The sequence below is a fragment of the Helicobacter salomonis genome (assembly GCF_900197775.1).
Lineage (GTDB): Bacteria > Campylobacterota > Campylobacteria > Campylobacterales > Helicobacteraceae > Helicobacter > Helicobacter salomonis.
Map to the genome: position 1 here is coordinate 1 of NZ_FZMA01000023.1, position 19244 is coordinate 19244.

Below are 19244 nucleotides of genomic sequence, written 5' to 3' on the forward strand. Positions count from 1 at the left end.
AATCTTGGCGGTTAGAATGAGCGCATCCAACTCTTAGTATTCAGGCTTTCACTAATCTCACTTACCTATTGCAAGGGTAGTTTTTCTTGGCGTGCACTTACATTTAGTGCCCTAAAGGATTGAGTTTTACGCACGTTCAGATAAAGTTTGGAGAAATCCAAGATTTATCCCGTTCTTGTGCAAGCATTTTTGGAAAGAACAAAAGTTTTGGAGGGATGGATTTTTTGCCTGTTGAGAGACTAACCCCAAGCAAGTAGAACGCTTGCGCTATCAAAACTGCTGAAGATGTATGGGAATAGAGATAGCAAGCACAATCATCAAGTTCAAAACTGCAAACCATCAAAAGATGCATAGAAAATCAAGGATAGGGGCATTCATCTAACTCGCTAAAACAAATGCGACGCATTTGCTAGAGTGGGGTTTCTGATAAAGAGTTTTAAAAATTTACATGTGTTCTAAAACCCCATAGCTCCAGCTATGGGGATAGCTGGTCTTAATGGGTATAGCCTGCCGGGACGACTCTGCCTTCTTCTAACTGGCACTTATGACTTATCAAGTTTGCAGTGTCCAATTCCTTGATGGCTTGTTTCAAGTCTTTTAAAAATAACGACATCTGCTCCATACTTTGATCTGCCCTAACTACAATACGCATCACCGACACATCTTGAAAGTTTGCAGGAAGTGGGTAAGCAGGGACTTGCCAACCATTAAAGCGGAGACGATCGGCCAAATCGTAAAGATTCCATCTCTTTTCTTTCTGTGCTTTATCGTTCATAGCCCAGCAGATGATGGGAATGTTTTTGCCCTCATTGATCATATCAAAAAGATCCAAAGATTTAATGCCTTTTGCAAGAAACAGCCCGACATCGCGTGTTTTCTCATGGATAGCTTTGTATCCTTCAAAGCCCCAACGCACAAAACAATAATACTGCGCCCAGATTTGCGAACCAGAACGGGAAAAGTTGATCTGGAAGGTGGGTTCAAAATCCCCTAGATACGCCACTTTAAATATCAATTCATCGGGCAAGAATTGCTTATCACGCCACATTACCCAGCCAATTCCTGGATAAATGAGTCCGTATTTATGTCCAGAAGTGGAGATAGACACGACATTTTTTAAGCGAAAATCCCAAGCTAAATCCGGATCGATAAAGGGGAGATAAAGCCCGCCAGAAGCGGCATCGACATGAATGGGCACACTTATTTTAGCCTTTTGGTTATATTCGCTAAGGAGTTTATCGAGGGTTACAATGTCATCAAATCCTCCCGTGTAAGTGATTCCCATAATGGGCACGATGCCTATGGTGTAATCATCGCAGAGCTCGATAGCTTTCTTAGGGTCTAAAGTGAGGTTATTAAAATCGCTCATGGGCACTTCACGCAACTCAATATCCCAATAGACACAGAATTTTTCCCAAACTACTTGATAGCCGGAGCTAACGATAAGATTAGGTTTTTGTTTGCTAATGTCAATCCCTAAAGCCTGTGCGCGTTTTCTCCAACGAAATTTCATGGCCATCCCGCCCAGCATACAAGCTTCTGAAGAACCAACTGTTGAAGTGCCCATAAAATCTTCTTCGTGATTGGCATTCCAAAGATTGGCGATGATATTCACACAGCGTTTTTCAATCTCGGTGGTTTGGGGGTATTCGGATTTATCAATGGCATTTGTAGCCATGGAATCGAGCATGATCTTTCTAGCCTCCTCTTCCATGTAGGTTTGCACAAAGGTACAAAGATTGTAGCGTGGGTTACCATCATGCATCATTTCATCCGAAACCAGTTGATAAGCGATACGGGGATCCATCATATTTTTGCCTATCTTATCACGGGGCAATAAAACATCGCTTTCAGCACTGCCAAAAATAGGCGTAGAGGAACTATCCGCTTTAAAGACAAATTTTTCATTATCCCTTTCAATACTGCTTTTTTTATGCAACATGAGACAAACTCCTCTTAAATTTAAGTTAATTACTCAATACCAAGGACGGACAAAACCGACCACATGGCTTATGCGGATGGAGGCAAAACACACGCACCCAAAAACCAGCGCTATCGCCCGCTTGCACAGGCTTATACAATTCCAATCGGCGGGGAATCCACCCCCTCGTTCTCTAGCACAAAACACCTTAAAGCATAACAAGAATTTCACCAGAGTTTTATTAGCCTTAGCTGTAGAGAATATGTGCACTGGGCTCTAAATGTCCAGCACCCCAGCACTCCTATTTAAGTTAAAATTAATAGAATGAAAGGTAGAATGAGGGTTTTGATGACGGAGTATGGCGCAGCCTGATTAGCGCGCACCCTTGGGGTGGGTGAGGTCGTGGGTTTGAATCCCGCTACTCCGACCATTTGTCCCACTTCAGCGTTTCCCTTGTAGCAGTGTTTTTTGTTTAGCTAGGTCTGGGTTATACTTTGGCGTGTTTTTTTGACTCTCTTTACCCTGTGGTATCTGCGTGCAGCAACCTACCATACCCATCGCAAATAGTGCTAATAAGAAAGTGTACTTCATAACGATCCTTTTTAAGAGTTATCATTATAATATCCATGAACTCAAAAAACGCCTATGTGTGCTTCACATGTCTTTTGCAGACTTGACATACTCCTATAAGTTGGTTGCTTGCAGGATTGTTTGGATCATCAAGCTTTGCTACTAGGCGCGTTTTAAAAAACAAAAAGGAGTTACCTCCCGCGCTCTAAAACCCACAAGCAACTAAGCTATGGAGATAGCTGGCTAGCCTTAGCATATTTATGCTAATATACCCTGGTAGTCAGGGGGTAATACCCTTTGGGTTGGGATATCAGTTCTTGGAATAGAGGACATAAGACTCTAAACAGAGCAATCCCGCTTGAAACCACGATCCTCTGCTGGAGTTAGAATCCCCCTAGCTTTTAGTTATGGGGAGTGTGTCGATGCCCTACAAAGTTGCCATACAATGGCTCTAAAGGATTTTCAATGCTACAACCTGTAGTTATCCCCATACTGATGGCCTTTGACAAAAATTACTGCTTGCCTGCAGGTGTGGCCATGCACTCTATGCTCACCCATGCGGCACGCACCAGAGAGGGCGTGCCCTTGTTTTATAAAATTCACTGCTTGGTTCAGGGCTTAGACACAGACCATGAGATCGAACTCCAAAACGCTCTCATGCCCTTTAAAGATTTTTCGAGTTTGGAATTTCACGATCTCGATTGGTTAATCACACACAACAGAACAACAGAACAACAGAACAACAGAACAACAGAACAACAGAACAACAGAACAACAGAACAACAGAACAACAGAACCCTATCTGAAAAGTTTGATCTGATACTGAGGAGCGTAGACCCTATTGCACTAGAACGCTTTTCGCCCTTTGTCCTAGCCCGTTTTATTTTGCCCTCTTTATTTCCCCAATACGATAAGCTCATCACATGTGATGTAGATGTCGTGTTTGTCAAAGATATGAGTGAGAGTTATTTTGCTTTGAATACAGACGATCCATACTACCTAGCTGTTGCTAAAGAATTCAGAGGTGATGCCAGTGTCGCAGAGGCAATCAGGACGCGTCTGATAATGGCTTCTAGCAAAAAAATAACCATCGATAGACATTTTTTATCCCCCGAACAATGGCAAATCCTCTATGAAAATCCCTTCAATATAGGGTTTGCTGTTTTTAATCTTAAAGCCTGGCGCAAAAGTAATCTTGAAGAGCAGTGTATCGAGTTTTTTGCACACAAGGGACATGGGCTCTGTTATCCAGAACAGGATGCATTAACCTTGTTGTGCCATGGATATATGCTAGAATTGCCCCATACTTACAACACCAATCCTTTCCACTTCAATATTCCTAACCATCCCATCCATCAGGCAGTGCAAAATACCAATGAGGTGATCATGTGGCATTTTTGTGGTGAGATCAAGCCATGGGAGCCTCAAAATTTCCACGCGGCCCCACTTTGGATTCGCGCTTTGGTGCGCACGCCTTTCACAACGACTTATTTTGAGCGCTACGATCGTTGGTTAACTAATAAAGATTCTAAAGCGTATCTCTCATGCCTAGAGCCGCTCTTAACCAAGAAAGTTTTGCGCGACTACATTTTTTACAAGATTCAAAAAACTTTCAAGCGTTGGTATACCGACCTTTGTTTTTGGTGGAAGCTCAAGAAAATTTGAGTTAAGCCCGTATCTTGCATGGGCAGTGTGTTCTCATCTCAGAATAGGTATAATTTCTACAAAAAGTGCTAAACTAGGCCTTCTTCATTTGTTGTAATGTGAAAGGAATCTATGTTTAAAAATATAACCTTGAGAAGTAAAATGGTGTTGGCCATCGGATCAGCACTGGTGATTCTAGTGTTAGCGATAACCTATATTGTCTCTTTCAAGGTGGAAAGATTGTTGGAAGAAGAGGCCCTTAATCGTTTGCAGGCTCAGGTGCGTAATGCCGGGAAAGGGGTGCAAGATAGTATTACGCGCTCACTGGTGCGCCTCCACATTTTGAGAACTGCGCTTTTAAAAAATGGCTCTGCCGACATGGCCTTTAAAAAGACACTTTTGAGTGAGTATCTCTACTATACACGGACGGTGTATGCCCTCTCTATCGCGTTGGAGGACGATCATGCAAATGCCTTTTTATTTGAGAAATCCACGCAGGGAGAGAATGACCCTAATAGCCTTATAGGTTCAGGCCATATCAAGGTCATGCCAGCACCCAAGCTCTACGACAATCCTCTCTACGAAAAGGTGAGCAAGCCGGGTGAAGATTTAATCTTGAACAAACCCTATTTGCGCACCATGCAAGATGGGAGCACCATTTATGGAGTAGACATCATCTATCCTCTGAGAGACGATCAAGGTGTCTTTAAGGGGGCTATCACGGTTTTTATCAACATTGATCGTTATGATTATGTGCTCAAGGCTTATGGCGTGGGGGATACAAAATTCAATCTTATCGCAGAAGATGGAACTCTACTAGTGGTGCATAACAATAAAGAATGGCGCGGACATGCATGGAAAGAGTTCAATCCAGAATTTAGCCAACAAGGCTTGCCCATCATACAGAAAAATGAGAAAAAAGTGCTTCAAGTGTATTCCAAGGTGAGTCATGAAATGTCTTATGGGGCTATCTTTTCCTTTAGCATTTTCAGAAAGAATACCAACAATTATCACTGGGCCGTGGTGGGTGTGCGTAGCGAGAAACGGGTGTTTAGAGACATTGATTCGATTAAAATGACGGTGCGCCTTACAGGGATAGTTGGTCTGGTTGTGGTGATTGGCATCATTTACTGGCTCTTGTACACACTGATGAGCAAGCGCATTGGTAATGTTGCTCGTAATTTGGAGAATTTCTTTAAAATTCTGCGCCACGAAGTTTCGCCCGATCATATCCAACTCATTCCTGCTACCAGTGCGGACGATCTAGGTAAAATACAAAGCTCTATCAATGAAAACATCCAACGAGTCCAGCAAACCATTGTGCAAGATGAAAAGGCCGTACAAAACAGTATTGAGGTTGCCTCCAAAGTGGAAATGGGAGACTTTAGTCAAACCATCAATGCTGAGCCTAGTAACCCCTCCTTGATCGCACTCAAAAAGAATATTAACAACATTATTCTCTACATGCAGAAGAATATTGGGCTACACATGGCAACCATTAACGAAGCGTTTGAACGCTATTCTGAATACGATTTCAGAAAGGGTATCCCCAATGCCAGTGGGCACATTGAGGTGGTGCTCGATGCACTTGCCAATGAAACCAAGCGCATGCTCAGCACCTCTGCGGATTTTGCAAGGGAATTGGATAGTAAGGTAAATGTGCTCAATAGCTGTGTGGATCGCCTCAATGAGATTGCCAATAATCAAAACAATAGTCTGGATAAGACTATTGGGAGTATCGGGGGGATCACCAGCGGCATTACAGAGGTGGCCCACAAGAGTGAGGGAATGATTCAGCAAGGTCAGGATATTAAGCATATTGTGGAAATTATCCGCGATATCGCCGATCAGACTAATTTACTCGCCCTCAATGCTGCTATCGAAGCTGCACGCGCAGGTGAGCATGGGCGAGGCTTTGCGGTAGTGGCTGATGAAGTGCGTAAGCTCGCTGAGCGCACTCAAAAATCTCTTAGTGAGATCGAGACCAATATCAATGTCTTGGTGCAGAGTATCTCTGACACTTCATCAAGTATTCAAAACCAGGCCAAAGAAGTGGAATTAATCAACCAATCTTTGGAAGAATTTAAGCAAGATACGCAGAGCAATATCGCAATCGCGCGTGACTCTCTGAGTGCTTCTCAAGACATCAACCGCATTTCCGAAGAAATCTTAAAGGATGTGGAGCGCAAAAAGTTTTAAGCGACCATCTCTTAAGGCATTCTTGGATAGCATGGAGATTTCCAGCCTTTGGCGTGAGAATTGAAGATTTAAGGAATAGTGGGGTTTCTATATATCGCAATGAATGCGTTGGCGCACTTGGCCATTATCATGGATGGAAATGGGAGATGGGCTAAGAAACAGGGCAAACCCCGCACTTATGGGCACAGGCGCGGGGTGCTCGCCCTGCGTGAGATCACGATTTGGTGTGCGAAACATCACATCGCTTATCTTACCCTCTATGCTTTTTCTACAGAGAACTGGAATCGCCCCCAAAGAGAGGTGGACTTCTTGATGCGTATGCTGAAGAAATACCTCATCCAGGAGAGGTCTACTTATTTAGAAAACCAAATCCGCTTCAAGGCCATTGGAAACTTGGAGCGTTTTAATCGCGATTTACGCCAAACGATTCTAGCTTTAGAAAAAGACACGGAACATCACCGCGCACTCACCCAAGTGCTCGCCCTCAACTACGGCGCGCGCGATGAGATTGCCCGTGCCTGCGCGCAAATTTTGCACTCTCAAAAGAGCGGAGACAATATGCAGGAGCTCATTGGAGCGCATTTAGACACTGCGGGTATGCCCGATGTGGATTTGCTTGTGCGCACGGGAGGAGAAATGCGTCTATCTAATTTCTTGCTTTGGCAATCTAGTTATGCTGAACTCTTTTTTAGCCCTGTACTGTGGCCTGATTTCACACCCACGCACCTACAGGCTATCATCTGTGCTTTCCAACAACGGCAACGCAAATTTGGGCGGTTAATCTGATTTTGTTAGAGTTCATGCAAAAGGAGTGTCTATGGAATTTAAAGTTGTGGTGTGGGATTTTGATGGGGTGATTTTTGATAGCATGCACTTGAAATGTGCAGGCTATAAACAGCTATTTGGAAATGTGAGTACTCAAGCATGGCAACAATTTGAGCAATACCATTACAAAAGCGGAGGAATCTCCAGAAATGAAAAGATTGACTATTTTTACCGCCATATTTTAGGCACCCCCTTAGAGGCACACCAAATAGACGCACTGGTACTAGAGTTTGGCCAAATCATCTCTAAAGAACTCTTTTCTAAGAGTCATCTCAATGCTGAAGTGCTCCACTTTATCCAAACCCACCACAAGAGTTATCCCTTTCATGTCGCTTCAGCTGCTCTACATACGGAATTGCAAGCACTCTGCGCCTTTTTAGAAATCACTCCTTATTTCCGAAGCATTGAGGGAAGTCCACCTGCCAAGCCTAAGGTTGTGGCGCATTTGATCGAAAAATACGCCTATGCACCTCAAGACATGGTGCTCATCGGAGATAGCTCTAATGATTATCTCTGCGCACGCGAGAACCAAATTGCGTTTTTAGGCTACAACAATCCCGAGCTTAAAACCTTAGTTGAAGGTGTGGATCGCGCTGGCTATCTTGAGAGTTTTCAATGTTTTAACTTGCAGGATTGTGCTGCATACTTTGCAGATCGATGACCACATCGCAGCGTTCAATAGTGCTCAGTCGGTGTGCGATGACAAGCAGGGTTTTATCTTGAGCAACATTGTAAATTTCCTCCATGATTTTGCTCTCCGTGGAGGTATCTAGTGCAGAGGTGGCTTCATCTAGCACCAAAATCTCAGGGTTATCATAGAGGGCGCGCGCGATGCCGATGCGTTGTTTCTGCCCACCGCTGAGTTTCACCCCCCCCTCGCCCACCTGGGTATAAATACCTTCGTGTTGGGTTAGAAAATCGTAGATGTGCGCCATTTTGCACACTTCTACGAGTCGCTCTTCTTGTAAAGGGCTGCCAAGTGCGATATTTTCAGCAACATTACCATCAAAGAGATAAATATTTTGGGGAATGTAGCCAAATTTTTGGCGCCAACTCTTGATATTTTCCGCATTGAGCGGTTTATCATCTACATAAATAGCCCCACGACTGGGGGTGAACATGCCCATCAAAATATCTACTAAAGTCGACTTACCACACCCACTAGGCCCCACAAAAGCGACCTTTTGTCCCTTGTAAATTGTGAGGTTGAAATCGCGCAAAATAGGGTTTTGGAGCTTGTAGGCAAAATCAATATGGCGTAATTGAATGCTGTGTGTGAACTCAAGAGGTGTATCTCCTTCATGTTGAATGGGCGCATGGAATTCCTTAAACACAACATTAATGGCTCGCTGGTTGTAGGCAATGGTGTTGTAATGCCCCAAAATTCTACTAATAGAGGGCAACATGCGATACAAAGCTAGAGCATACATAGAGATGATGGGTAAGACCATCTGAGCTTCCCCGTATTTGTAAAGCACATAGGCAACCGCTAGGATTAGCAAACTAAAGCCCACGGTTTCTAAAATTCGACTAGGCATCGCTTGCATTGTCTGGTAAGCGATCTTGGCATGCGCACTCTTGAGACTGTATTCAGAAAAACGCCTACAGGCCTCCAAATGGTTGTTTTTGAGTCGTGTGAGCTTGAAGTTCCCGAAGAACTTTGAAAGCACTTTAAGGGAGTTTTCACCCGAAGTCACGACAACATGGCCCCTTCTTTGAATCGAACGGGACATGTGCTTAGTGATAAAAAACACTTGCAAGAGCAGTAAGACGCTCAACACCAAAGTCATTTTCCAGTTGGTTAACAAAAGCAAAACATACAAGAACATGATTACCATGGCTTCTGAAAACAGATTCCATAATGCGCTAAACCCCTCCATAGTTTGGACACTTTTAGCGGTGATGGTATTGCGGATGCGATCCAAGTGCAAGTTAGTGTGTTCCAAATAGGATGCCTGAATATGGCGCAAAAAGAGTTGCTGGGCGATCATATGGGCTTTTTTATTGGCAAAGCGACTATTCAAATAGGTGAAACACACACTATAGGCCATTCTAAACAAATACAGGCTCACGAGCACGAAGCTAAAGACAAACATGAAATGCAAGGGACTACTAAAATGAAGCCACTTGTATAGAGTGGCGCTGTAGGGATGGTTTAAAATCAAATCGGGTGTACTGGCTAGAGTGATAAAGGGCATAATCATGCTAATAGTGAGCACTTCTAAAATTGAGAGTCCCACAGACATCACCACCAAGAAGAAGACAATTTTTTTATCGCGTTGGCTGAAAAATGAGAAAAGTTGGACGATGGAACGCCTAAACATCTTGAAAGACAGGTTGCGTCTCAATTCAATCCTTGTACTTGAAGTGGTATTGGTGTGATTATAGCTCATACCTCTTGATTATTCAGGCTGTTTTCACTATAGTGTCGCGTCTTTTGACACAAAACAATCTTAAGGAGTTTTAATGCTAGTTACAAAATTAGCCCCTGATTTTAAAGCCACGGCTGTGTTACCTAATAACCAAGTGGTTGAAGATTTTGAGCTTTCTAAGAACCTCGGTAGAAATGGTGCTGTGCTGTTTTTCTGGCCTAAAGATTTTACCTTTGTGTGCCCCTCTGAAATTATCGCTTTTGACCATCGCGTTAAGGACTTTGAGGAAAAAGGGTTCAAGATTATTGGGGTCTCTATCGACACCGAAGTAGTGCATTACGCTTGGAGAAATACTCCTGTGGACAAGGGCGGTATTGGTCAAGTGAGCTTTCCTATGGTAGCGGATGTCAAAAAAGAAATTTCCAGGAGTTATGATGTGCTCTTTGACGATGCCGTCGCGCTTCGTGGTTCTTTCTTGATTGACAAACACCAAAAAGTACGCCATGCTGTCATCAATGATTTCCCTCTAGGCAGGAATGTAGATGAGATGTTGCGCATGGTAGACGCTCTTGTTTTCTTTGAAGAAAATGGCGAGGTATGTCCTGCTGGATGGAGAAAAGGCGATGCGGGCATGAAACCTACGCACGAAGGTGTAAAAGAATATCTCAGAGACCACGCTAGCAAGCTTTAGTCTCTCCGGGGGTCTTAGGACCCCTACTCAAAAGTGCCATGCATGAGAGATGAAGAATACCACACTTCTCTCGAAGGCGCTCTTGGGCTCCGGATTTAAAAAGATTTTCATTCCTAATTCTACATCTACGATGTGCCATGCCACGATAGTGCGAAACTGCACACCGAAAGTTCCGATCGCTCTAAAATAAGTAGACTGGGACTTGAATACGAGGTCTCTGAATGAGTTCCATGTGTTGCGCACAATGTTTTTAGCCTTTTGGTTAACAAGCCAGGTATTGGCACCAAGCTGCAAGCCAAAGAAAAAAGCCCAAGAATTGACAGGATTTTTATTATAAGCCACCATAAAATCACCTCCCACCCCATAAGTAAAGAGATTAACTTGAGTGAGAGAATGTGGCTTTGACAGCACATTGCCATAATCTAAGAAGATATAGTAGCGTGAATAGGCCCAATCGTGTTTGGGGTTCACCTCATAACCCCAGGTAATGGACGCTCCTTGCAAGAGTTTCGTAGTACCCCGCGCTTTTAAGAACACCATCCCGGCTTGATAGGAAGAGGACATGTAGCTCAGATTCTTAGCCCCTAAACTCCCCACCAACACCCACACCAGACACCAATACCGCACGGCCATCTTACTTTTTGTCGACATATTCTCACAGCTAAAGATTAATGGATTACCCAGCCACGAGGTTCATGGCATCACCAAAATCCACTCTACAAGAGGCTTTATGGTTGTTATTCTAAGCGTTAACACCCCAACCCCACCTCCGCATTTTATAGCACAAATCTTCCGTATGCGGCCTTATAAGTTCAAAGCCAGATTACCAGCCACGCCATAAGGCTAGCACCAGCATGGCTGTGCTAATATTTGTGCAATCAAGGGGTAATACCCTTGGGGTTGGGGCATCAACCTTTGGAATAGGGAATGTAAGACTCCAAATGGAGCTGTCCTGCTTGAAGCCGCGATCTCCACTAAAGTTAGAATCCCCTAACTTTAGTTATGGGAGAGTATGTCAAGATACAAGGCAAGCCTAGGATAAATCAACTACTTAAGCTAGAATGTGTTAGAATGAGGGCTTATTTTTTCGTAAAGGAAGTATATGTTAGAGGGCCAAGTCAGGGGCGATCTATCTAAATCTCAAAGAAAGGCGTTGCGTAAAGAGGGTTATCTACTTGCCAATCTCTATGGCAATCGGGTGCCTAATGTCTATGCCAGCTTCAAGACCAATGACTTTATCCGCTTTGTCAAAAACAAACCTAACTTGGATTTTCAGGTAAAGGTGGGGGAATGCGCTTACCACGTGGTTGTGCAAAGCTATCAAAAAGACCCCGTGAGCAATGCCCTCATGCATGTGGATTTGCTTGTGCTTAACTCGGGCATGGTGTCTAAATTCTATGTCCCCGTGAAGGTGCATGGAACACCCGTAGGACTCAAAAACAAGGGGATTTTGATGCTTTCCAAGAGTCGTGTGCATGTAGAATGCCAACCTGAGCACCTCATTTCTAGCTTTGAACTGGATGTATCCTCTTTAGATGTAGGCGATGTGATTTTGGTGCGCGATTTGGAATTGCCCCAATCAGTGAGGATTTTAGAAAATCCTAACAACGCTGTTGTGGGAGTGATTAAGGCAAAATAACCCTTGCGACTTATTTGTGGTTTAGGAAATCCGACCTCTGAGTATGCCCATACACGCCACAATGTGGGCTTTGATGTCCTAGACCTCTTGGCGCATGAACTCCATGCAGAGTTTAGGTACACCGCTAATTACCAGTCTGCTTTTTTAGTGCAATATTCTTGTTACCTGCTAAAACCCACCACTTATATGAACGCCTCTGGAGAGGCTTTAGAAATGTTTTTGCACTATCATGATGTGCGGGCGTTGGTGGTGGTGCATGATGATTTAGACCTACCCTTGGGTGCATTGCGATTCAAGCAGAAAGGGGGTCATGGAGGGCATAATGGCCTCAAATCCATAGAAGCACATTATCCCCACCCATTCTACAAAGTCAAGATTGGGATTGGGCGCGGTGTGGACGCACACACGCATGTTCTGGAACGCTTCCAATCCCATGAAGAACCCCTGAAACAGCAAGTTCTGGCACATACGCTTGAAGCACTGTGCTTTTACTTGGAATCTGACGATTTCGCGCGCATGCAAAATCGTTTTACACTCAATCCCCATAAATCTCTCCGATGCGACTCTGGCTCTTCGTAGGTTCTTATTACCTCAAATATTGCCTCATCATTTTGATGGCGCTAGAATTTTTCTTCATTGGAATTGATAGTTTGCAGTATGCAGATAAATTCCCCGATGCTGCCAACCTCATTTTACTCTTCTTTGTTTACGACGGTCTCTATGCGCTCAATTACACTCTGCCTATTTCCTTGCTCTTGGGCCTCGTGCTCTTTTACATCGCCTTTATTCGTTCTAATCAATACAGTGCCCTGCTGGCTATCGGCTACTCAATCAAGCAAATCTTGCAACCCATGCTCGCTATCAACCTATTTTTTATCGCAGTTTTCATAGGTCTTAACGCCACACCTTTTGTATACATGCAAGAAAAAGCAGAGCAGATTATCTATAAGGATAGCTCGAGCAATATGTCTGAAAATTTGCTGGTCAAGTATAATGATGATTATGTCTATTTTGGCAAGATTAACCCTCTCTTGCAAAGCGCACAAAATGTCAAGATTTTTACATTAACCAATAATGAATTGAGTGCAGTCGCACAAGCCAATCACGCAGTTTTTGAACATAAATACTGGGTGTTGCACGATGCCACCACTGCCCTATTGCCCACACCTCTTGCACTAGGACCACAAGGTTTACGCCTGGAAAATAGCGCCTTGCTGAAAACGCTCAAGGGTTTTCACCCCAAAGTACTTGACACCATCTATCAAAATAAACCTGCCGTTTCCATTGCAGATGCGCTGCGTTCTCTACGCGTGCTTTATAGACAGCATGGAGATACTAAAAAAGTCCGCGCTTTTCTCTATGTATCTATTTTCTTACCCTTTTTTGTGCCTCTTACTGCCATTTTAATTGCCCGTTATACCCCTAACCTCGCCCGTTATGAGAATCTTGCACTCTTGAGTTTAAAATTCATCATTCTCTCTCTCATTCTTTGGGGGCTTTTCTTTGCATTGGGAAAATTTAGCATTGCTGGCCTCTTCTATCCTGAGTTGGGGATTGTACTCCCCTTTGGGCTCTTGTGTGGCCTTGCCTTGCACCACTATAGAAAACTCGATACGCGTCTTTAAGTGGATTATGTACTTAACCAAAGCGTAAGCCGTCTTTCATACTTAAATGCTGGAAACTTTCAAGGATAAATGGTAAAGATGTTACAGAGTGTAACTTTTTGAGAATATGAACGGCATTTTAACTCTTTTATCACAATTTGTTTAAAAAACTTACCATCTTAACACTATAATTAAGAAAGGATTGCTCTGATGTGATCCTATCGCCTCATCTAATTTTGAAAGGATTTTTTATGGATAAGCATGTCGTCCTGACTAATGCCGTTGGTGCGCCTATTGGTAATAACCAAGATGTGCTCACAGCTGGGCCCAGAGGTCCTGTTTTACTGCAAAGCACTTGGTTTTTAGAAAAACTTGCCCATTTTGATCGCGAAAGGATTCCCGAGAGGGTGGTGCACGCTAAAGGGAGCGGGGCCTATGGAACCTTGACCATCACAAACACTGAAATTACAAAATACAGCAAGGCTAAGCTTTTTAGCGAAGTAGGCAAAAAGACCCCTTGCTTTTTACGCTTCTCCACCGTGGCGGGTGAAAAGGGTTCTGCTGATGCTGAACGCGATCCTAGGGGATTTGCGCTTAAACTCTATACGGAAGAGGGCAACTGGGATATCGTGGGCAATAACACCCCCGTGTTTTTTATCAGAGACCCTATCAAGTTCCCCGACTTCATCCACACTCAAAAACGCCACCCGAAAACTAACCTTAAAGACGCCACGATGGTGTGGGATTTTTGGAGCTTAGTGCCTGAGAGTCTGCACCAAGTTACCATTTTGATGAGCGATCGAGGTATTCCCAAGACCTATCGCCACATGAATGGCTATGGAAGCCACACTTTTAGCTTGGTTAATGAGAAAAACGAGCGTTTTTGGGTGAAATTCCATTTTAAAACCTTGCAAGGTATTCAAAATCTCACCAGTGAAGAGGCGGCCAAAATCCGCATGCACGACATGGATTCACACCAACGTGATCTCTTTGAAGCTATTGAGAAAAAAGATTACCCTAGGTGGCGTTTTTGCGTGCAGGTCATGCCTGAGAGCGATGCGAAGAACTATAAATTCCACCCTTTCGATGTCACAAAGGTGTGGAGTCATAAAGATTATCCACTCATTGAGGTAGGTATCTTAGAGCTCAACAAAAACCCTGAAAACTACTTCGCTGAAGTAGAACAATCTGCCTTTAACCCCGCCCATGTGGTACCCGGTGTCAGCTACAGTCCTGATCGCATGTTGCAGGGGCGACTCTTTGCTTATGGAGATACCCACCGCTACCGCTTAGGGATCAACCATAGCCAGTTGCCTGTTAATGCGCCTCGTTGCCCCTTTGCCACCTCCTCTAGGGACGGCTTCATGACCAGCGGATACTACGGAGCCATGCGCAACTACGAGCCCAGTTCCTTGCCCGGCTATAAAGAAGCTCCCCATGCTAGAGAACCCAAGCTGGAATTGAGCAAGCTCGCCGATGAAATGGCCGCTTATGCCTATAATTTTAGGGATTATGACACAGATTACTATACGCAAGCGGGCGATCTCTTCCGCTTAATGCCTAAAGATGAGCAAGAACGCACTTGCCAAAATGTCGCGGATGCCATGCAGGGCGTGCCTAGCGATATCATCAAGCGCCAGTTAGAGCACTTCACAAAAGCCGATCCACACTACGGCAAACGCATTGAAGAATTGTGGTCTAAAAAGTCTTAACAATGCGGATTTGAGGAGGGGGTTTAGCACCACTCCTATTCTGTGATCCTTTCTTTTTGGTCGAGTGTGTGGTGCGTGCCATTTCTTATTCAAATTTTAGGAGCATGGATGGAGTTTCTCAAGCAATTGAAATTTCTCAAGGAATACAAGACTAGACTCTTTTTCATTTACTGGGTGCGTTGGATGGTCTCAGCTGTGGTGATGCTACCCTTCATGCTCCTATTTGAGTGGATGCACACCCCCCTCTGGCTCAATTTGTTTTTAGGGCAGAGTATTGGCGCACTGATCTTCTTTAAAATTGATAAGTTTATTTTCCGCTCGCAGGAGGATCAGTGAATACTCCTAGTGGAAAAAAGCGCATAGAAAGTTTAATAGGTCCTTGACCAAATAACTCGCTAGCCTTAAAAGTCAATGTCTGCGTTTCTTCTGTTTCTTGGTAAGGGTAGACCAACCACACTTGGATTTGGGGTGTTGACTGTTCTTGTTCTTGTTCTTGTTTAAGAAAGGCGTATTTGCTCGCATACGCCCACATTTGATAGAGGTCGTCTTGGGATATACCTTTTTGCTCTTGGATGAGTTTCCATTTGGTATCCAAAATAATAGTTTCACCATCTTTTTTTAGCACAATGTCGGGGAACATGGCAAAGCAACTTTGAGAATTTTGCGCTTCCATGAGGTATTTTCTATTTTGCTTTTGCAAGCGCACATGACAATCCACTCTTTTTAACCAATGCCCTACAAAGGATTCAAAAAGTTTCTCCATAGGGAATAACAACGCATAAGCCCGCTCCACTCCACTATAAGAGGTTAAGCTTTTGTTGCGCAAGAAAAGATCACACCATGCTAAAAGATTTTCATATTCTTTAAAACGGCTGGCATGAGCGCTTTTGGCAAAATCTGCATCGATGTTTTTACTAGGATTCACCTCATCAAAGACAAAGCACACGGAATGCAATTTTTCTTGACTCAAAGGGCTCAGAACTAGGGTTTTAAGCATTTTGAGCGTGGATTTGATGAGGCGATTAGGCGCGACATCTAAACTGTATTCGTCGCTAGTCGTGTAAAAGCGTTCTTTGTGGATCATATTGGTTTTGAGGTGATGGGCAAACTCTAACTTGCCTTTAAGAAAGGGGCGATTCTCAGAGATGGCTAGATAATCCTGCTTTAACCCCCGTTTGATAAGCTGGGCACACTCCTCTAAAAACATTTGGATAAAGACATCTAGCAGGGGCAAGTGTGCACTACTGAGCTCAGAAAATTGGCTTTGCTTAAAAGGTGCGTCTTTAAGAGTGATCAGACAATTATAAAGCACTTGTTTAGCATGGCAGAGGGAGCATGAGGGTTTTTGTGGGGATTTTGGATTACTTTGCAGCTCTACAAATTCTCTTACCTGATCTTGAAACTTTGCGCGATCGAGTTTGGGGATTTTCATTTTGCAGTCGCAATGTTTCTTTAAATCCTCTCTCTTTAAATCTCGCCCGCAAATCTTAGGTAGTATCTCAATGCAAAAGCCCCCCACCTGAATTAAGCCCACATAGTTTTGGGTTTTGAGGGTGTGCTTATTTTTAAACCTCAAAAAGGCGTGGTTGGCCTCTTGGTGGGCAAAATCTTTCAGGATTTCCCATATCTTGGGAGCTTTAGCCTTGTACTCCTCCAAGCACTTCTCGATATCCGCTTGGCTAAAGGTTTGGTATTCGGCCAAATACAGCGTGGGCGTGGTTTTCATGGGTTTGCATTTTGGACGCTAGGCTCATTGGGTTGTGTCTGCCCCTCATTTTGCTTAGTGCCCCCATAAATGGCTTGAAATTGTTCAGCCCTCCACCCTTTAGACTCTGTGAGATGATAGACTTTTTTATCCATATCTACAAAGTCCTCTACGAGTTTTCCTAAAACAGCCCCCATTTTTTGGACTTCTTTAACCTCTAGCATGCCATTGCCATTTAGCACCGCTGAAACTTTGGCGTGATCGTCATAAAAATACTCTTGCAAAAGCGGGATGATTTTATTTTTAAAGCACTCTTGCAAGCTCTCTAAGTCTTTAAGTCCTAAAAAGTAGCTATGCCCAATGGTGTGGTTGTTATCTAGCAAAAACTCTATGCGCGCATTCATCGCTTCTACAAGTTTCTGTAAATTAACACCCGCGCAATCTGTGCTAAGCAAAGTGGGATTAGGCATCATCTCTACAAAGGTAAATCTACGGCGCAGAGCGGTATCTAGCAAAGCGATGGAGCGATCGGCGGTGTTCATCGTGCCGATGATGTAAAGATTATCGGGCACGCCAAAGGACTCTTTACTATAAGGCAAAGTAATCCGCAATGCCTCGCTATTACCTATGCGTTTGCTCTCTTCTATGAGGGTAATAAGCTCCCCACAAATCTTAGAAATATTCCCCCGATTGATCTCATCGATGATAAGAATATAGGGTTGCTTGGCGGGAGCTTTGGGGGCTGGCTGGATATTAACTTGGTATCTCGTATCCTCAAACTTCTTAAGTTCTGTGAGCAGCGCATAGTAATAGGGAGCATTACCATGTATTTTGGATTGTGATTCGTAAGTGGGTTTAATGTCTCTATAACTATGGATTTTGCCATTTTTAAAATCTAAATAATCCCGCACAAGAATATCTTTTGTTAAACTCTGCCATGCTGAGGTGTTTGACCCGTCTGTTCCAAGCCGGATTGATCGAAAATCCCCTTTCTGAGACCGACACACAGCCTTAATTTTCATGCGTGAGAGAAAATTAAGAACTTCGCCTTGACTAAGTCTATACTCAATGTCTTGGGCGTATTCTTCTAATAGCTCTTCTAATTCGATCTCCTCAGCGATCGCCTCATCTGTTTTAAGAGAGTCCTGATAGTTTTGTAGCGCAACTTGGCACATTCTCTTAAAAATCCCGTCCTCAACTTTGTAGCGCACCTGCTCGCTACTTTCCTGCTCGTTATCCATCTCCGGTTTGATCCCCTCTACAAATTCCTCATAGCCATAGCTTTGGTGGAAAGTTACAAAGTCAATACGCCCCTCTTGCTTATATTGATCAAAAAGGGCTTTGGTTTCCTTGCGATTCATATTAGTGGTGTCGTGTCCCAAAATCTCTAACGCCTTATTGATAGTGTTGTAGGTCTTACCCGTGCCCGGAGGTCCATAGAGGATTTGGTTTAGGGGGATTTTGGGGGAATTATTCATGGGGATTTTCTCTGGTATGGCGATGATTTGTTGGGGCAGTGTGCGTAGATTGTTAATTGGTCTAAAATGCTCTACAGGAATCGCATTAAAAATACTCACTAATTCCAAAAAATAATCTGTGATTTTTTCCAAATTAGGTTCCAAATCAGGGTAAACTCTTTCCTCGTTAAAACCTTCTGGATTCTTAACAAAGAGTGGTTCATATGCCAGACATCTTTTACACTCATCTAGGCTCCCTTCTGCTCTACCTATGCACAGATGAAACCCATCTTGAGGGTCAGTCGTGCGCCTTACTAGGGGGTCGCGCCAATAGTAGGCAAACCAGATATAAAAACCCTCACTCTGCTTGAGTTTAGTTCCGTTGACAAGGTGTTCTTTGAGGATATCTTGACGGCAAAAGACAATTGACGGTCTTCTGTCATCTTTAAAGTTTGCGTTGCCAGAACCCGCGATCGTGCCCTGTCCAAAACGGGGATCACATTCATAGCCAATACTATTCAAAAGGAGATTAAAATCTTTCTTTAAGTCAGATGTTTCCATGCCCTTCAATGTCCGATCTTTACCCTCTATCTTGACATCTATACGTCTCACAAATTCCCGCAATAATCTCTGAAACTCTGCCTTCTGCTCCCCATTCCACTCTATCTTTTCCATATCATCTCCTTTAAAATCCTCTGAGGGGATTACATTAAAAGTTACTAGCTTCACAAAACAAGTGGCTTTGTTTCATTGACAAAGCCTTCTACTAAGGTGCGCATGGAGTAGAAAACCGCCCCTCACCCCAATCTCAATAAACCCCACGAATGTTAATGAACACATCACCTACAAAGCGGGTTTTTTAAACCCCGCTTCAAAAACCCAAAAGTGAGCTGAGGTTGTCTCAA

At 43.7% G+C, this 19244-nt stretch carries 16 protein-coding genes, 1 tRNA gene and 1 pseudogene; 12 read left to right on the forward strand and 6 right to left on the reverse strand.

Annotated features, from left to right (window positions below):
* Positions 1-142 precede the first annotated feature (142 nt).
* Positions 143-235: pseudogene (locus tag C6H04_RS08360) on the forward strand (IS200/IS605 family transposase); the annotation flags it as partial.
* A gap of 258 nt (positions 236-493) precedes the next feature.
* On the opposite strand, the gene gad reads toward C6H04_RS08360, so the two are convergent.
* On the reverse strand, positions 494-1942 hold the full coding sequence (gene gad, locus C6H04_RS04715; RefSeq protein ID WP_104732468.1) for a glutamate decarboxylase: 1449 nt from the start codon (positions 1940-1942) through the stop codon (positions 494-496).
* 331 nt (positions 1943-2273) lie between these two features.
* Here gad and C6H04_RS04725 point away from each other — a divergent pair.
* A tRNA-Pro gene (locus C6H04_RS04725) sits at positions 2274-2351 on the forward strand.
* A gap of 11 nt (positions 2352-2362) precedes the next feature.
* Here C6H04_RS04725 and C6H04_RS07910 read toward each other — a convergent pair.
* Complete coding sequence (locus tag C6H04_RS07910) at positions 2363-2512, reverse strand: hypothetical protein (protein ID WP_158653771.1); 150 nt, start codon at positions 2510-2512, stop codon at positions 2363-2365.
* 444 nt (positions 2513-2956) lie between these two features.
* On the opposite strand from C6H04_RS07910, the gene C6H04_RS04730 reads away from it, so the two are divergent.
* The 4 genes from C6H04_RS04730 to C6H04_RS04745 all read left to right on the forward strand — a co-directional run bounded on the left by C6H04_RS04730 (position 2957) and on the right by C6H04_RS04745 (position 7820).
* Complete coding sequence (locus C6H04_RS04730; protein WP_104732470.1) at positions 2957-4156, forward strand: glycosyltransferase family 8 protein; 1200 nt, start codon at positions 2957-2959, stop codon at positions 4154-4156.
* Positions 4157-4267: 111 nt separating this feature from the next.
* Complete coding sequence (locus C6H04_RS04735) at positions 4268-6334, forward strand: methyl-accepting chemotaxis protein (protein WP_104695756.1); 2067 nt, start codon at positions 4268-4270, stop codon at positions 6332-6334.
* 99 nt (positions 6335-6433) lie between these two features.
* Positions 6434-7120: a di-trans,poly-cis-decaprenylcistransferase gene (locus C6H04_RS04740; RefSeq protein ID WP_104695757.1), complete on the forward strand. Its 687-nt coding sequence runs from the start codon at positions 6434-6436 to the stop codon at positions 7118-7120.
* Positions 7121-7151: 31 nt separating this feature from the next.
* A complete protein-coding gene (locus tag C6H04_RS04745; RefSeq protein ID WP_104732471.1) occupies positions 7152-7820 on the forward strand; it encodes an HAD family hydrolase in 669 nt (222 codons plus the stop codon).
* On the opposite strand, the gene C6H04_RS04750 is transcribed toward C6H04_RS04745, so the two are convergent.
* On the reverse strand, positions 7780-9552 hold the full coding sequence (locus tag C6H04_RS04750) for an ABC transporter ATP-binding protein (RefSeq protein ID WP_104732472.1): 1773 nt from the start codon (positions 9550-9552) through the stop codon (positions 7780-7782). The genes C6H04_RS04745 and C6H04_RS04750 overlap by 41 nt on opposite strands.
* Positions 9553-9625: 73 nt before the next feature.
* Here C6H04_RS04750 and C6H04_RS04755 point away from each other — a divergent pair, with 73 nt between their 5' ends.
* A complete protein-coding gene (locus C6H04_RS04755; RefSeq protein WP_104732473.1) occupies positions 9626-10222 on the forward strand; it encodes a peroxiredoxin in 597 nt (198 codons plus the stop codon).
* A 27-nt stretch (positions 10223-10249) separates the two neighbouring features.
* On the opposite strand, the gene C6H04_RS04760 is transcribed toward C6H04_RS04755, so the two are convergent.
* Entirely contained in the window at positions 10250-10786 is a 537-nt protein-coding gene (locus tag C6H04_RS04760; protein WP_438940243.1) for an outer membrane protein, read from the reverse strand.
* Positions 10787-11324: 538 nt separating this feature from the next.
* Between C6H04_RS04760 and C6H04_RS04765 the strand changes: the two genes are divergently transcribed.
* The 5 genes from C6H04_RS04765 (at position 11325) to C6H04_RS04785 (ending at position 15513) form a co-directional block, all read left to right on the forward strand.
* A complete protein-coding gene (locus C6H04_RS04765) occupies positions 11325-11861 on the forward strand; it encodes a 50S ribosomal protein L25/general stress protein Ctc (RefSeq protein WP_104695762.1) in 537 nt (178 codons plus the stop codon).
* Positions 11862-11864: 3 nt separating this feature from the next.
* On the forward strand, positions 11865-12440 hold the full coding sequence (gene pth, locus C6H04_RS04770; RefSeq protein ID WP_104732475.1) for an aminoacyl-tRNA hydrolase: 576 nt from the start codon (positions 11865-11867) through the stop codon (positions 12438-12440).
* On the forward strand, positions 12419-13486 hold the full coding sequence (locus C6H04_RS04775; RefSeq protein WP_104695764.1) for an LptF/LptG family permease: 1068 nt from the start codon (positions 12419-12421) through the stop codon (positions 13484-13486). Before pth ends, C6H04_RS04775 begins: the two co-directional genes overlap by 22 nt.
* Positions 13487-13716: 230 nt before the next feature.
* Complete coding sequence (locus C6H04_RS04780; protein ID WP_104695765.1) at positions 13717-15177, forward strand: catalase; 1461 nt, start codon at positions 13717-13719, stop codon at positions 15175-15177.
* Between the two features lie 108 nt (positions 15178-15285).
* Positions 15286-15513 carry a hypothetical protein gene (locus C6H04_RS04785; protein WP_104732476.1) on the forward strand — a complete coding sequence of 76 codons (228 nt, stop codon included), beginning with the start codon at positions 15286-15288 and terminating at the stop codon, positions 15511-15513.
* Here C6H04_RS04785 and C6H04_RS04790 read toward each other — a convergent pair.
* Both C6H04_RS04790 and C6H04_RS04795 read right to left on the reverse strand, forming a co-directional pair.
* Positions 15485-16903 (reverse strand): McrC family protein, encoded by a 1419-nt coding sequence (locus C6H04_RS04790; protein ID WP_104732477.1) that lies wholly within the window; start codon positions 16901-16903, stop codon positions 15485-15487. The two genes, C6H04_RS04785 and C6H04_RS04790, sit on opposite strands and share 29 nt — an antisense overlap.
* Positions 16900-19014, reverse strand: a complete 2115-nt coding sequence (locus tag C6H04_RS04795) for an McrB family protein (RefSeq protein WP_233711855.1) — start codon at positions 19012-19014, stop codon at positions 16900-16902. Before C6H04_RS04795 ends, C6H04_RS04790 begins: the two co-directional genes overlap by 4 nt.
* Between the last annotated feature and the right edge of the window lie 230 nt (positions 19015-19244).